Source organism: Pseudomonas sp. SK (assembly GCF_012975065.1).
In the GTDB taxonomy this organism is placed as follows: domain Bacteria; phylum Pseudomonadota; class Gammaproteobacteria; order Pseudomonadales; family Pseudomonadaceae; genus Aquipseudomonas; species Aquipseudomonas anuradhapurensis.
Genome location: NZ_CP051857.1, coordinates 815,823 through 830,294 on the forward strand (window position 1 = coordinate 815,823; position 14,472 = coordinate 830,294).

Sequence of the window (14,472 nt, forward strand, 5' to 3'; positions counted from 1 at the left end):
GCAGAAGGGATTATGTCCGGACAAAAGCATTCGCGGGCTTGCCCGCTCCCACCGGGATAGCACCACCTCGAGGGCTGCACTTATCCTGTGGGAGCGGGCGAGCCCGCGAATGGAGTTGACGCGATCTATCAGTGAGTACGCGCGACCGCAAACTCGCTTAGCTCAACCAGCGCATCCCGGTACTCGCTGGCCGGCAGCACCTCGAGGCATGCGATGGCGCGCTTCACATAGTCACGTGCCAGCTCGGCGGTGTAGTTCAGCGCACCGGATGCCTCGACTGCCACGCGAATCTGCTCGAGGTCTTCCAGGCCACCCTTCTGGATCGCCTGGCGCACCAGCGCAGCCTGTTCGGCAGTGCCTTCGCGCATGGTGTAGATCAGCGGCAGGGTAGGCTTGCCTTCGGCCAGGTCGTCGCCGACGTTCTTGCCCAGGGTCTGCGAGTCGCCCTTGTAATCCAGCAGGTCGTCGACCAGCTGGAAGGCCACGCCCAGGTGATCGCCGAAGGTGCGCAGGGCTTCGCGCTGCTCGTCGCTGGCATCGGCCAGCGCGGCGGCGCTGTGGGTCGAGGCCTCGAACAGCATCGCGGTCTTGCCGCGAATCACCTCCATGTAGACTTCCTCGGTGGTGCTGGCATCGCGTACCCGCGACAGCTGCAGCACTTCGCCTTCGGCAATCACCCGGGTGGCCTTGGACAGGATCTGCATGACCGGCATCGAGCCGAGTTCGACCATCATCTCGAACGAGCGCGAATAGAGGAAGTCGCCCACCAGCACGCTCGGCGCATTGCCCCACAGGGCATTGGCGGTGGAGCGGCCACGGCGCATGCCGGACATGTCGACCACGTCGTCGTGCAGCAGGGTGGCGGTGTGCAGGAACTCGATGGTGGCGGCCAGCAGGCGCAGGTCGTCGCCTTCGCGGCCCAGGGCCTTGCCACACAGCAGTACCAGCAGCGGACGCAGGCGCTTGCCGCCGGCCGACGTGATATAGTCGCCGATCTTCGATACCAGCGGCACGCGCGAGGTCAGCTGCTTCTTGATGATCTCGTCGACGGCGCTGAAATCATCAGCCACCGCTCGGTAGAAGGATTGGGGTTGCATCGGCTGCTCCAGTGAGGTTGCGCGGCATGCTAGGTCGCGGGTCCCGGTGTGTCAAGGCACGGTGCCGCCTGCCCGGGGACGGTACTTGCAAGCAAAACCGCGGTTGCGTACAATCGCGCACCCTAACTTCCTGGGCAGCACCTGCCTTACGCAATTGCACCGGGCCGTTCCAGCCCTGTGCAGCCATGCCAGCCAATACTCATCATATAAAGCGCTGGGTGAGCAGGATTATCGGAGAAATACCATGTCTTACGCAGTAATCGTTACCGGCGGCAAGCAGTACAAAGTCGCTGAAGGTGAATTCCTCAAGATCGAAAAACTGGAAGTCGCCACTGGCGAATCCGTGACCTTCGATCGCGTTCTGCTGGTCGCCAACGGTGAAGAAGTCACCATCGGCGCTCCAGTTGTTGCTGGCGCTAAAGTAGTGGCCGAAGTCGTTTCGCAAGGCCGCCACGACAAGGTTCGCATCATCAAGTTCCGTCGTCGTAAGCACCACATGAAGCGCATGGGCCACCGCCAGTGGTTCACCGAGATCAAAATCACCGGCATCCAGGCTTAATCCCCTAGATCCCCTGAATTTATTTGGAGAATTGAACCATGGCTCACAAGAAGGCTGGTGGTAGTACTCGTAACGGTCGCGACTCAGAATCGAAACGCCTTGGCGTGAAGATGTATGGCGGCCAGGTTATCAAGCCAGGCAACATCATCGTCCGCCAGCGCGGCACCGAATTCCACGCCGGCTACGGTGTTGGTATGGGCAAGGATCACACCCTGTTCGCCAAGATCGAAGGCGTGATCAAGTTCGAGAAGAAAGGCGAGTTCAACCGCCGTTACGTGAGCATCGTCGCAGCTTAATCGCGACGTCGCTCCAGAAGCCCCGTCATGCGACGGGGCTTTTTCGTTTGTGGTGAGCCTCTTGCAAAGCTGTTTGTATGGGCTGCCGGCGTGGGTTTCTACGGTCGTACGGGGCCGCCGCGCTCATTTTTGCAAGAGCCTCAGGTTTATCAGTATTCAGCTCGTCGGAAGGCGAGAGGCGGTTTTGAATGAAGTTTGTTGACGAAGTATCCATTCGGGTCAAGGCCGGTGACGGTGGCAACGGTTGCATGAGCTTCCGTCGCGAGAAGTTCATCGAGAACGGTGGTCCCAACGGCGGTGACGGTGGCGACGGCGGCTCGGTGTACATGGTCGCCGACGAAAACCTCAACACCCTGGTCGACTATCGCTACACCCGTCACCACGAGGCCCAGCGTGGCGCCAACGGTGGCAGCACCGATTGCACCGGCAAGAAGGGTGACGACCTGTTCCTGCGCGTACCGGTCGGTACCACCGTGATCGACGCTTCCACCCAGGAAGTGATCGGTGACCTGGTTACCCCGGGGCAGAAGCTGATGGTCGCCCAGGGCGGCTGGCACGGCCTGGGCAACACCCGTTTCAAGTCCAGCACCAACCGTGCGCCGCGCCAGACCACCCCAGGCAAGCCGGGTGAGCAGCGCGACCTGAAGATGGAAATGAAAGTGCTGGCCGACGTCGGCCTGCTGGGCCTGCCAAACGCCGGCAAGAGCACCTTCATTCGCTCGGTTTCGGCGGCCAAGCCGAAAGTGGCCGACTACCCGTTCACCACCCTGGTGCCAAACCTGGGCGTGGTCAGCGTCGACCGCTGGAAGAGCTTCGTCATCGCCGACATTCCCGGCCTGATCGAAGGCGCTTCCGAAGGTGCCGGCCTGGGTATCCGCTTCCTCAAGCACCTGGCGCGTACCCGCGTGCTGCTGCACCTGGTGGACCTGGCGCCGCTGGACGGCAGCAGCCCGGCCGATGCTGCCGAAGTCATCATCAACGAGCTGACCCAGTTCAGCCCGTCGCTGGCCGAGCGTGAGCGCTGGCTGGTGCTGAACAAGGCCGACATGGTCATGGATGACGAGCGCGACGAGCGCGTCAAGGAAGTGGTCGAGCGCCTGCAGTGGGAAGGCCCGGTCTACGTGATTTCGGCCATCGCCAAGCAGGGCACCGAGAAGCTCAGCCACGACCTGATGCGCTACCTCGAAGACCGCGCCGACCGCCTGGCCAATGACCCGGCCTACGCCGAAGAGCTGGCCGACCTCGACCAGCGCATCGAAGACGAGGCGCGTGCCCAGCTGCAGGCCCTGGACGACGCCCGTACCCTGCGTCGTACCGGTGTCAAGAGCGTGCACGACATCGGCGACGATGACGGTTGGGACGATGATTTCGAGGACGACGAAGACGGCCCGGAAATCATTTACGTGCGCGACTGACCGGTTGCAGTACACTAAACGCCGCTCTCGGGAGCGGCGTTTTTGTATCCACGGTATCTACAGATTCGACATAGGTTGGAAGAAGATGCGAAGCAAGGTGACGGGCGCCAAGCGCTGGGTCGTGAAGATTGGCAGTGCTCTGCTGACCGCCGATGGCAAGGGCCTCGACCGCGGTGCCATGGCCGTTTGGGTCGAGCAGATGGTCGCGCTGCGTGAGGCAGGCGTGGAGTTGGTTCTGGTCTCCTCCGGGGCCGTGGCTGCCGGCATGAGCCAGCTGGGCTGGACTTCGCGACCGAGTGCGATGAACGAGCTGCAGGCGGCCGCCTCGATTGGCCAGATGCGCCTGGTGCAGGCCTGGGAATCGAGCTTCGGCGAGCACGGCAAGCACACTGCGCAGATTCTCCTGACCCATGACGACCTGTCCGACCGCAAGCGCTACCTCAATGCCCGCAGCACCCTGCGTACGCTGGTCGACCTGGGCGTGGTGCCGGTGATCAACGAAAACGACACCGTGGTCACCGACGAGATCCGCTTCGGCGACAACGACACCCTGGCGGCGCTGGTGGCCAACCTGGTCGAGGCCGATTTGCTGGTGATCCTCACTGACCGCGATGGCATGTTCGACGCCGACCCGCGCAACAACCCCGAAGCCCAGCTGATCTACGAAGCCCGCGCTGACGACCCGGCGCTGGATGCCGTGGCCGGCGGTACCGGTGGTGCGCTGGGCCGTGGCGGCATGCAGACCAAGCTGCGCGCCGCACGCCTGGCGGCCCGTTCCGGTGCCCACACCATCATCATCGGCGGCCGCATCGAGCGCGTGCTGGACCGGCTCAAGGCCGGCGAGCGCCTGGGTACCCTGCTGTCGCCAGAGCGCGGCATGCTCGCGGCGCGCAAGCAGTGGCTGGCCGGCCACCTGCAGACCCGTGGCACCCTGGTGCTGGATGCCGGTGCGGTGCAGGCCCTGCGCCAGGCCAACAAGAGCCTGCTGCCGGTTGGCGTGAAGACCGTGCAAGGCAGCTTCCGCCGCGGCGAAATGGTGGTGTGTGTCGGCCCGGACGGCCATGAAGTGGCGCGCGGCCTGGCCAACTACAGCGCCCTGGAGGCGCAGAAGATCATCGGCCAGCCGTCGGATGCCATCGAAAGTATCCTCGGCTACATCGCGGAGCCCGAGCTGGTGCACCGCGACAACCTGGTTCTGGTCTGAGGGTGCGTACGTGCTGAAAAGGATGATTGCCGTGGCGGCACTGGCCTTGCCGATGCTGGCTGGGGCCGAGGAAATCGGCCAGGTGTCCACCGTGTTCAAGTTCCTCGGGCCGAACGACCGGATTGTCGTCGAGGCGTTCGACGACCCCAAGGTCGAGGGCGTGACCTGCTACCTGTCGCGGGCCAAGACCGGCGGCGTGAAGGGCGGGCTGGGGCTGGCGGAAGACCGGGCCGAGGCATCGATTGCCTGCCGTCAGGTGGGGCCGATCAACTTCAAGGGTGAGCTGAAGGATGGCGAGGAGGTGTTCAAGGAACGCACCTCGCTGGTGTTCAAGACCATGCAGGTGGTGCGCTTCCTCGACAAGAAGCGCAATACGCTGGTGTACCTAGTGTACAGCGACCGCATGATCGAAGGCAGCCCGCAGAATGCGGTGACGGCGATACCGATCCTGCCTTGGGCGCATTGATCGCCTGGTAGAACCTGGGAGGCCGTTGGCCTCCATCGCGACACAAGGCCGCTCCTACAAGGATTCGCGTATTCCGGTGATACGCAAATCCCTGTAGGAGCGGCCTTGTGTCGCGAAAGGGCCGCAAAGCGGCCCCACGCTCTCTGTCAGGCCAACTCCTCGGCCTGGTCCTCACGCACAACCGCCTTCACCTCATCCCGACGGCTTATGTACTTCCAGTCCGCCTCGTCGATGTAGATGCCGTTCGGCCCGCTGCCACCTTCCAGGTCGATTGCCACGCGCGCCGACACCTGTGGCTTCACGCTCGCCAGAATCGGCACGAAGCCCAGCTGCAGGCTGGTCTCCAGCAACGCGGCCTGGTTGCGTTCGTCGATGTCCGCCGCTTCGTCCAGGTAGTACGGCAGGCGGATGCGCCCGGCCAGGTCACGGTCCATCAGGTGCAGCAACAGGTACATGTTGGTCAGCGCCTTGATGGTCATGGTGGTGCCGTTGGATGCCGCGCCGTCGATGTCGGCGTGGATCACCGGCTGGCCGTTGACCTTGGTGATCTCGAACGCCAGTTCGAACAGGTCCTTGAGGCCCAGCTGGTTGTGGTTGGCCGCCACCAGGCGTGCCAGGTACTCCTTGGCCTCTTCGTTCTTGTTGTCCTGCTCGGCGCTCTGGGTCAGGTCGAACACCGACAGGGTCTCGCCCTCTTCGTACTGGCCGGCGCTGTGGATGATCTGGTCGATGTGCTTGAGCGCCTCCTTGTTCGGTGCCAGCACCACGCGGAAGCTCTCCAGGTTGGACACCTGGCGCCGGTTGATCTCGCGGTTGAACAGGGCCAGCTGGTGCTCGAGGCTGTCGTAGTCGCTACGGATGTTGCGCAAGGTCCGGGCGATGTCGGTGACCGCGGCGCGGCGGGCCTTGGCCAGGGTCAGGGCCTCGTCGGTGCGGTGCGCGTAGGCGTTCACCAGCAGCTGCAGGCGGCGTTCCATGTCGTCTTCGCTGTCGAACTTGGCCACGCCTTTGAGGCGCACCTGGGCGTACAGCGCCTCGATCTGGTTGTCCACCCGCTGCAGGCTCTGCCAGCTGTCCTGGTAGTCGTTGAGCAGCGGCAGCAGGTTGTCCATCGAATCGTCGATGGCCTCCATGTACGGTGTACCGTAGGGCAGGTCGGCGGGCAGCAGCTGGCGACGGCGCAGGGCGTCTTCCAGGGTGCGCTGCTTGGCCTCGAGGTCACCGATCTGCCGGCCAACCAGCTGCAGCTTGGCCGACAGCTGCTGGACGCGCTCGGTGAAGGCATCGCTGGAGCGCTTGAGTTCGTCCTGGGCGGCTTCCAGCTGCGCCAGCTGCTCCAGTTTCTCGGGCTCCTCGGCGGCCAGGGTTTCGCTGCGGCGGAAGTCTTCCAGCGCTTTCTGCGCGTCCAGCACCTGCTGGTACAGGGCTTCGGTCTGGGCCTTGGACGCGGAGCGGTCGGCGGCTACGGCTTGCTGGGTCTTGAGCTGCTTCAGCTCTTTTTCCAGGCGCTCCTTCTGGTCGCGCAGGGCGGCGCGGTCGGCCAGGGCCTGCAGTGCCGGCGGGTCGATGTGCGACAGGTCGATGGACAGGCCGGGCGCTTCGAAACGCTCGCCCTTGAAGCCGTCGAGCACCGCTTCCAGCGATTTTACCCACAGCTCGCTGTCATCCAGCTCGATCCCCCGGTCGCCCAGCGGCAGGCTGAACAGGGCCCCGTTGAACAGGCGCATCAGGCGGTCGACGTCCTGCTGCGAGAACTCTTCGCGCAGGCGCGCGTAGCTGTTGTTGTCGGCGTGGTCGAGCTGCTGGCGTACCTGCTTCAGGCGTTTTTCCAGGTCGCGCACGCGTTCGTCCAGGTCTTCGGCACTGAACTGCCGCGACTGGGCCAGGGCGCCGGCCAGTTCGTCGTGGGCGTCCTTGGCCGCCAGCAGTTGCTGCTCCAGGACCTTGACGTCATCGACCAGGGCAAAGCGGTGCTTGAGCACCGACAGCTCGCCCAGCCAACGCTGGATGCCGGTGATTTCCCGCTCCAGGCGCATCAGCTCCTGGGTGCCGCCACGCTGGTCGTTCTGCAGGCGGTCCTGCTCGCCACGGTAGTGCTCGGCCTGGATCACCAGCTCTTCCTTGCGCGCCATGGCGTATTCCTGCCAGGTCGCCAGCAGGGTATCGAGCACGGGTGAAATGCGGTGCAGCTTGCCGCGCAGGATGTCGCGCTGCGCCACACCACCGGCCAGGGCCTCGACCAGTGGGCCGGCGGCGACCAGGGCGTTGTAGTCCTGTTCCATGCGGCGTACGTCGCGGAAGGCCTCTTCGCACGCGGCGATGTAGTCGACACTGCCGGAGCGCAGGCTGTGCTCGAAGGCATCGAGGAACAGCTGCTTGAGCTTGGCGGCGGTGATCTCGCGCATGTGCAGCAGGTTGATGAACAGCGCGCGGAAGGTTTTCAGGCTTTGCTCACTGGTCGAGCGCAGCGGGATCATGGTCAGGTCCAGCGGCACCGAGGTGTGGCCGCCGACCAGCAGCCGGCGCAGCTCGTCCGGCTTCACTTCATAGGCCTTGATGCCCAGGCGTTCGAGGTTGGTGAACAGCTCTTTCTGGCGCAGGCAGGTGTCGTTCTTCTGGTAGTGGGCCAGGTCCAGCTCGCCCTTGTAGGCGAAGAACTGGTGGCCGAAACCGCCGCCCGGGCCACGCCCGACCACGCCGATCACGTGCGGGCCGTGGGGCAGGCTCAGCTCGCAGAGGATGTACGAGGTGTCGCTGGCGAAGTAGAAGCGGCGCGACTGCTCCAGGCTGTACTTGCCGAAGCTCATGTCCGACATGCGTGCCAGGATCGGGAACTGCAGGGCGTTGATCGACGCCGATTTACCCAGGTTGTTGGCACCGTAGACCGACAGCGGCTGTTCCAGCGGGAACAGGCCAAGGCTGTAGCCAGCGGTGTTGAGCAGTGCGAAGCGGCGGATGCCGTAGCGTTCCTGGCTCATGCGTCAATCTCCTGTTGCTCTTCGCGGATCGCCCGGGCCAGGGCTTCCTCTTCGCTTTCCTCGCCCTCGAAGGGGCTGAGGTCGAGCGGGTCGTCGGTGCGGTTGAGTTCTTCGGGGCTTTCTTCCTCGACCAGCACCGGGGTCGGCAGTGGCAGGTCGCTGTGCAGCGTGGCCGCCAGGTCGCGGTCCTGCTGCACCGCCAGGCACACGTCGAGGAAACGGTGCATCGGCGGCAGGAAGCGGTAGATACCGCCTTCCTCGAAGGCGAAACCGAGCTGGGTCATACGCCGCAGGATTTTTTCTTCCAGCTCGTCCACGGTCTGCACTTCGGCCTGCAGGAACAGGTCGCGATACTTGTCCAGCAGCGACGGCAGTTCGTCGCGGCCGATGCTGCCGCCATCGAGCACGGCCATCGGGTCGCGGCCCTGGTCGGCCAGGTGCTCGACCAGGATGAAGGTGAACAGCGACAGGCGCTGCGCGGTCTTGTTGACCTGCGCGGCGCTCAGGTCCGGCACGAAGTAGTAGAAGCCACGGGTGTCGCATACCAGTTCGAAGCCCAGGGCCTTGAACAGGGTGCGGTACTGGTCCTGGAAGTTGGACAGCTGGGCGTACAGCTCGGGGTCGCGGCGGCTGACGTGGAAGCCTTTGAACAGCTCGCGGAAGATCGGCGCGAGCTGGGACAGTTCGGAAAGATCAAGATGCATGGGCTGGGCTCGCGTTGGTTTCGGTAGACGCAGTGGCGTCTTCGCGGCTGGAGGTCAGGGCGAACGAGCGCAGGCTGACCAGGTGTTCCTGGGTGGTGTACTCGCGGCGGTCGAGGCGTTCGCGCTTGAAGCGCTTTTCCCGCGACAGGCGCGAGAACCAGTACAGCAGCTCGTCGGTGGCGCTTTCCGGTTCCTGCTCCAGCAGCCAGACCATCAGGTCGGGCAGCGGCAGGGCCTGTTCGCAGCGTTCGGCCATTTCCTTGACCGTGCGCGGTGCACGGGGCAGGGCGCCGGACTGGGTCTTGTGGGCCTTGGGGAAGCGCGCCGGCTTGGGCTCGAAGCGGGCCAGGGCGTAGACGTAGGCTTCCACCTGGCTGGCGCTGCCGAGGAAGGTGCTTTGCGGGCGGGTGAACAGCGGCATGGCGGCCTGCGGCACGGCGTCGATGCCCTTGCGCCGGATCACCGACAGGGCCAGCGCGGCCCCCCGGGTCACGGCGTTGTGCCGGCGGGCTTCTTCCCGCAGCGGCAGCAGCAGTTCGCGGGCATGGCGCAGGGTCAGCTGGGCGCTGGTCTGCATTTCCAGGATGCGCGCATGGGTGCGCAGCAGCATGTCGTCGTCGACCAGGTGGCCCAGGCGCGCCTGTTCGCCGAGCAGTTTCAACAGCACCGTCTCGACCTTGCGCACGCCCTGCTCGAAGGCACCGTCGGCGTTGACCAGCTGGATCATCGGCTCGACGTATTCGTCCCAGGTGGCGAGCACTTCGGCATAGCGCTGGCGCAGCGGGATCTGGCGGTTGCTGGTCTTGGCCCGTTCGGCCACGGCCACCAGTGCCTGCTCGTCATTGTCGAGTTTCTTCAGCACATCGCGCACGCGCATGTCGAGCAGGCGCAACTGGCGCGCCAGGTCGTCGCTGTCGCGGTTGTCGAAGGCATCCTGGATATGCCCGGCCAAGCGCTCCAGGTGGCGCAGGTAGGCTTCGATCTCCAGGCACAGGCCCAGCCGGTGTTCGCGGCGCAGGTAGGCGAGGAAGTCGTGGATCTGCGCGTTGAGCTCGAAACGGTTCGGGCTCTTGGCCACCGGGACCAGGATGTCCAGGCGGATCCACACGTCGAGCAGCTGGGTGATGTCCTGCGGGGTGCTCTCGACCTGCTGGCGGGCGACGTGCTGGCGCAGTTCGACCAGGCTCAGGGTGCCCTGGTCGAAACGCTCGCACAGCGGCTCGATCAGGGCCCAGTGTTCGGCTAGGGCGCGCAGGACGCGCTTGGGTTCGATCATTGGCTTCGACTCGTTGCCAAGAAAAAGGGGGCGATTGTACTGCATCCGGGGGGGAGGTTTTCACCCCTTGGTCTGTAATGCGAGATAACCTTTGCCTCTATAAGGGATTCACTGGCCTCTTCGCGGGCTCGCCCGCTCCCACAGGTACTCCATGCACCTCAAACTGTGGGTGATACCTGTGGGAGAGGGCGCGCCCGCGAATGCGCCGGCACAGGCATCAAAAATCCGCCGACCAGTTGCGGCACTCGCATGCCAACAGCGTTAGAATGCGCAATTGTCTTCACCCCTCGGGACCCCGCACCTTGCTCACCGAACCCCGTCGCCGCGCCTACCTTTCCGCCATGCAAGTGGTGCACTGGCTGCCGCGCGCCGAACTGCCGTTCGCCGCACCGTCGCGGCCCGAGCTGCTGCTGCCGGTGGCACCGGTCGAGGACGTCGATTTCCAAGCCCGGCCCGCACCAGCCACCAACGAAGCGCCCGCCGCCCCACAAGCGCGCGCCGGCGAGCGGCCGAAAATCGAGATACCGCGCCCGGCCAGTGTGCCCAAGCCGGCCGCCAAAGCCGCCGAGGCCGAGGAGCCGGTCGCCGCTACCCGCCCGGCACCGGTGCCGCCCCCGCGCTTCTCGCTGCAGCTGCTGCGCGCCGGCAACTGCCTGCTGCTGGTGGAATTGGCCACCGGCCAGCCGTTCCAGAGCCGCGACCCGTCCTACCTGCTGCTCAAGGACATGCTGCGCGCCGCCGGCCTGCCCGATGCCCCGCAGATCATCGGCGAACCGGTGCGCTGGCCGCTGCTGGTGCGCGGCAACCTGGACCAGGGCCCGGAAGCCGCGCGCGACTTTGTCCAGGGCTTTGTCCAGGCACGCCTGGAAGACGCCCCGTGCGCCTGCCTGTGGCTGGTCGGCCTGCCGGCGCTGCGCTTTGCCGCCAATGCCGACAGCGACGCCTATTACCAAACCCTGACGCTCGAGGGCCTGGGCGACGCCTGGGCCTTGCCGGGCCTTGAACTGTTGATGGACGAGCCGCAGCGCAAGGCGGACGTCTGGAAAGCCATGCGCCAGCTGATGGCGCGCTGGAAGAGCGTTGAATGAGTGACTCGATCAGCTTCCGCCCAATGACCGAGGCGGATCTGGATGCCGTACTTAAAATCGAATATGCCGCGTTCAGTCATCCCTGGACCCGTGGGATCTTCCAGGATGCGCTCAAATCCTACGAAGTCTGGCTGATGTTCGACGGCCAGCAGCAGGTGGGGCATGGCGTGATCAACGTGATCATCGACGAGGCGCACCTGCTCAATATCACGGTCAAGCCGGAAAACCAGGGCCGCGGCCTGGGCCTGCGCCTGCTCGAGCACCTGATGGCGCGGGCTTACCAGCTCAATGGTCGTGAGTGCTTCCTGGAAGTGCGTGCCAGCAACCAGTCGGCCTATCGCCTGTACGAGCGCTATGGTTTCAACGAAATCGGTCGCCGGCGCGACTATTACCCGATCGCTGGCGGCCGCGAGGATGCGCTGGTGATGGCCTGTACCCTGCTCGAAGACTGAGCGGGCCTGCACGGGCCCCTTCGCGGGCATGCCCGCTCCCACAGATGCAATGCAAGGCCTGAGGCCTGTGGTTCAGCTGTGGGAGCGAGCGTTTTCACCAATAGACGGTATGCCGGTCACAAGCCCTGCGGCTGAGCCTCGACCGGCTTGTCCAGCTCGCGCAGGCTGCGGGTCACGCTGGCGGTGTTGCATTTTGCCGCCGCCTGCTCTGGCGTGTACTTGCGCACAGTGCGGAAGAACAGTTCACAGGTCTGCTTTTTCTGTGTCACCTGCCACTTGGTCGCGCAGGCATCCAGCGTCAGCTTGGCATCGGCGCGTTGATTGCGCCCCATTCCCGCCTGCCAGCAAGCCGCTGTCAGGTCCTGGCCCATCATCTTCAGCCCGGCGGCATCGGCGGCGTCCTGATCGCCGCCGTGGCTGTCCTTGTCCGCTGCATACCAGATGGCACTGGGGTGGTTGGCGCCCAGTACCGGCACCTTGGCGCCGGCTTGCGGGCTGATGGTGACCAGGCCCAGCACATTCAGCTGCGGGCCATATTGCTGCTGGATCCAGCTGCGTACCGGCGCGCCGAAGGCAACCATCGGTAGCGGTTTGGCGGGGTTCTGCAGGGTCATCTCGCTGACCATGCGCACCTGGTAGTCCTTGAAGTAGCTGTAGGTGTCCTTCAGCGTTTCACCGGCGCTGGCTGGCGCGGCGATGGGGGCGATATCGATGATGGTCTGGTAGGCCGGGGTCTGGCTGGCGTCGACACCGTTGAAGGTCAGCAGCTCGGCCCAGCGGTCGGTGGTGTTGGAGCGCAGGTAGTCCTGGGCCTGGGTCAGCGAGTAATCCGGCGGGAAGTGCAGCAGCTCGATGCTGCGGCGGTTCTGCAGGGCCATGCCCAGCGGCAGGAACAGGTACCAGTCGTAGGACCATTTGCCGTCCTTGTTCAGCTGGGTCGCGCCCTGGTAGGCCAGTTCACCGGTGTCGAGCAGCTTGCGCAGGGGCCTGGCATAGCTGGCGGGTACGCCGCTGATGGTCGCCTGCAGGCGGTCGTTGTCGCGGCTCACCTTTACCTGGGCATCGGCGTGGCCGTCGCGCCGTACGCTCTGGGTCAGGTAGTGCTCGACGGTCTGTTCCAGGGTCCAGTCGCGATAGCAGATGACGTGGCAGTTGTTGGGGAAGGCGAACAGGCGGGTAACACGCTGGGCGTCGCCCAGGTCGATACGCGCATCGGCCGCGGCCAGGCCGCTGAAGGCGAGGGCGATGAGGCCCGGTAAGGCAATCTTGTGCATGCTTAACTCCTTGTCGTGCGCCGCCGTGTTTGGCAGCGTTGCACATACTGGGGCAGGGAGAGCAGGGATGAAAAGGGCTAGATGGTTGCTGCTGGCGCTGGGCATGCTGGGGGCTGCGCTGCGGGCCGATGAGCGTGACCTGTGGATGTTCGCGCAATGGGCCGGGGACCATCAGACCCGGCCATTTCGCCAGATGCTGGTGGACGCCCGGCTATATGGCGTGGTGCCCATCCATCAGTTGCTGCGTTCGGCTTCGGACTGGCGGCTGTGCCGGGCTTCACCTTTTGCGCTGCCGCCTGCCAGCAACTGGCCGGCAGTGCGGGCCACGCTGTCGCTGATCAAGGTGCTTGACCAACAAGGCATCCTGCGCCAGTTCGAGGTGGTGTCGGCCTACCGTGACCCAGGCCTCAACCGCTGCGCAGGTGGTGCCGTGGGTAGCGCTCATACTCGCGCCTTTGCGGTGGATATCCTGCTGCCGGCGTGGGCCGACCCCAACCCGCTATGCCGTTTCTGGCAGCAATCCGGGCAGGCCTGGAACATGGGGCTTGGGCGTTACCCGAGCGGGCGCATCCACATCGATACCGCAGGCTATCGCACCTGGGGCGGTGACGGCCGTTCGGGTTCGTCGTTCTGCGCCAGGCCCAGCTGAGCCAGGCAGCTGCGGCATTCGTCCGTCACCCAGGCGGCGAAGCGCTGGCGCTTGTCGCCGTCGTGCCAAGGTTGCGGGCTGAGCAGGTGGTAGGCCGAGCCGTCACGCACGAAGCCGAAGGGGGCTTGCAACTGCCTGTTGTCGAGTTCGTCGCGCACCATCAGGGCGGAGGCCATGGCCAGGCCCAGGCCAGCGCTGGCGGCCTGGATCGACAGGTAGAAGTGCTCGTAGTCGCTGCGTTCGGCATGCCGGGCCTGCTGCCCGCTCAGGCGCAGCCAGGTGGGCCAGGCAGCGGGGCGGGTGTTGCTGTGCAGCAGGCGCTGGCCGTCGAGACTTGCGCTGGCGCTGGGGTGGCACACCGGGCCGATCCATTCGTCACAGATCTTCACGCTGTGCAACTGGTTGCCCCAATGGAAATCGTCGCGGCGGATTGCCAGGTCAATGCCGCTGCGGTTGAAGTCCAGCGGCCCGCCCGCGGCCACCAGATGCAACTGCAGGTCGGGATGGGCGGCATGGAAGCGCGGCAGGCGCGGAATCAGCCAGCGCATGGCGATGGTGGGTTCGCAGGACAGCACCAGCACATTGTCGCGGCCTTGTTGTTGCAGGCGCTGCACTGCGCCTTCGAGCTGCTCGAAAATCGCCTGGGTGGTGCTGTGCAAGGCACGCCCGGCCGAGGTCAGGAAAATCGCCCGGTTGCGGCGCTCGAACAATTCCACGCCAAGGCTTTCTTCCAGCAGGCGCACCTGACGGCTGACCGCGCCATGGGTGACGTGCAGGTGCTCGGCGGCGCGCACGAAGCTTTCGGTCTGGGCGGCGATGTCGAAGTAGCGGAAGGCGTTCAGTGGCGGCAGTTTCATGGCGTCCCTGTTTGCCTGCACCCGCGAAGACGCCGGCACAGGTTTTTATCATCAGTGAGAAAAACTAGCAGATTTACCTCACGATAAATCGATTTTGCCGTGTTCAGAAGCTCCCGATAATTAGCGTATCCGTGCATTTCCATCGCCTATCGAGAGC

14 protein-coding genes are annotated in these 14,472 nt (G+C 64.9%); 8 read left to right on the forward strand and 6 right to left on the reverse strand.

Annotated elements, in window-relative coordinates; genetic code table 11:
• Positions 1-128 precede the first annotated feature (128 nt).
• Entirely contained in the window at positions 129-1,097 is a 969-nt protein-coding gene (locus tag HG549_RS03700; RefSeq protein WP_170028206.1) for a polyprenyl synthetase family protein, read from the reverse strand.
• Between the two features lie 244 nt (positions 1,098-1,341).
• Between HG549_RS03700 and rplU the strand changes: the two genes are divergently transcribed.
• From rplU to HG549_RS03725, 5 genes are all read left to right on the forward strand, one after another.
• Entirely contained in the window at positions 1,342-1,656 is a 315-nt protein-coding gene (gene rplU / locus HG549_RS03705; protein WP_003247466.1) for a 50S ribosomal protein L21, read from the forward strand.
• A 38-nt stretch (positions 1,657-1,694) separates the two neighbouring features.
• Positions 1,695-1,952 (forward strand): 50S ribosomal protein L27, encoded by a 258-nt coding sequence (gene rpmA, locus HG549_RS03710; protein WP_070092741.1) that lies wholly within the window; start codon positions 1,695-1,697, stop codon positions 1,950-1,952.
• A gap of 188 nt (positions 1,953-2,140) precedes the next feature.
• Positions 2,141-3,367: an Obg family GTPase CgtA gene (gene cgtA / locus HG549_RS03715; protein ID WP_170028207.1), complete on the forward strand. Its 1,227-nt coding sequence runs from the start codon at positions 2,141-2,143 to the stop codon at positions 3,365-3,367.
• 85 nt (positions 3,368-3,452) lie between these two features.
• A complete protein-coding gene (proB, locus tag HG549_RS03720; protein ID WP_170028208.1) occupies positions 3,453-4,571 on the forward strand; it encodes a glutamate 5-kinase in 1,119 nt (372 codons plus the stop codon).
• 22 nt (positions 4,572-4,593) lie between these two features.
• Positions 4,594-5,037: a CreA family protein gene (locus HG549_RS03725; protein ID WP_085617292.1), complete on the forward strand. Its 444-nt coding sequence runs from the start codon at positions 4,594-4,596 to the stop codon at positions 5,035-5,037.
• A gap of 146 nt (positions 5,038-5,183) precedes the next feature.
• Here the strand turns inward: HG549_RS03725 and mksF are convergent, their stop codons facing one another.
• The 3 genes from mksF to mksB are packed head-to-tail and all read right to left on the reverse strand — an operon-like array spanning position 5,184 to position 9,995.
• On the reverse strand, positions 5,184-8,015 hold the full coding sequence (mksF, locus tag HG549_RS03730; RefSeq protein WP_170028209.1) for an Mks condensin complex protein MksF: 2,832 nt from the start codon (positions 8,013-8,015) through the stop codon (positions 5,184-5,186).
• Positions 8,012-8,719 carry an Mks condensin complex protein MksE gene (gene mksE / locus HG549_RS03735; protein WP_170028210.1) on the reverse strand — a complete coding sequence of 236 codons (708 nt, stop codon included), beginning with the start codon at positions 8,717-8,719 and terminating at the stop codon, positions 8,012-8,014. Before mksE ends, mksF begins: the two co-directional genes overlap by 4 nt.
• The gene (gene mksB / locus HG549_RS03740; RefSeq protein ID WP_170028211.1) at positions 8,709-9,995 is read right to left on the reverse strand and encodes an Mks condensin complex protein MksB; all 1,287 of its coding nucleotides are present in this window, start codon (positions 9,993-9,995) and stop codon (positions 8,709-8,711) included. The genes mksE and mksB overlap by 11 nt, the downstream gene beginning before the upstream one ends.
• Before the next feature lie 302 nt (positions 9,996-10,297).
• Between mksB and HG549_RS03745 the strand changes: the two genes are divergently transcribed.
• Positions 10,298-11,083: an energy transducer TonB gene (locus HG549_RS03745; protein WP_170028212.1), complete on the forward strand. Its 786-nt coding sequence runs from the start codon at positions 10,298-10,300 to the stop codon at positions 11,081-11,083.
• Complete coding sequence (rimI, locus tag HG549_RS03750) at positions 11,080-11,535, forward strand: ribosomal protein S18-alanine N-acetyltransferase (RefSeq protein ID WP_085626970.1); 456 nt, start codon at positions 11,080-11,082, stop codon at positions 11,533-11,535. Before HG549_RS03745 ends, rimI begins: the two co-directional genes overlap by 4 nt.
• Positions 11,536-11,651: 116 nt before the next feature.
• Here the strand turns inward: rimI and HG549_RS03755 are convergent, their stop codons facing one another.
• Complete coding sequence (locus HG549_RS03755) at positions 11,652-12,809, reverse strand: hypothetical protein (protein ID WP_170028213.1); 1,158 nt, start codon at positions 12,807-12,809, stop codon at positions 11,652-11,654.
• 67 nt (positions 12,810-12,876) lie between these two features.
• On the opposite strand from HG549_RS03755, the gene HG549_RS03760 reads away from it, so the two are divergent.
• Positions 12,877-13,458: a D-Ala-D-Ala carboxypeptidase family metallohydrolase gene (locus HG549_RS03760; protein ID WP_170028214.1), complete on the forward strand. Its 582-nt coding sequence runs from the start codon at positions 12,877-12,879 to the stop codon at positions 13,456-13,458.
• Here the strand turns inward: HG549_RS03760 and HG549_RS03765 are convergent.
• A complete protein-coding gene (locus HG549_RS03765; RefSeq protein ID WP_170028215.1) occupies positions 13,398-14,315 on the reverse strand; it encodes a LysR substrate-binding domain-containing protein in 918 nt (305 codons plus the stop codon). The two genes, HG549_RS03760 and HG549_RS03765, sit on opposite strands and share 61 nt — an antisense overlap.
• Between the last annotated feature and the right edge of the window lie 157 nt (positions 14,316-14,472).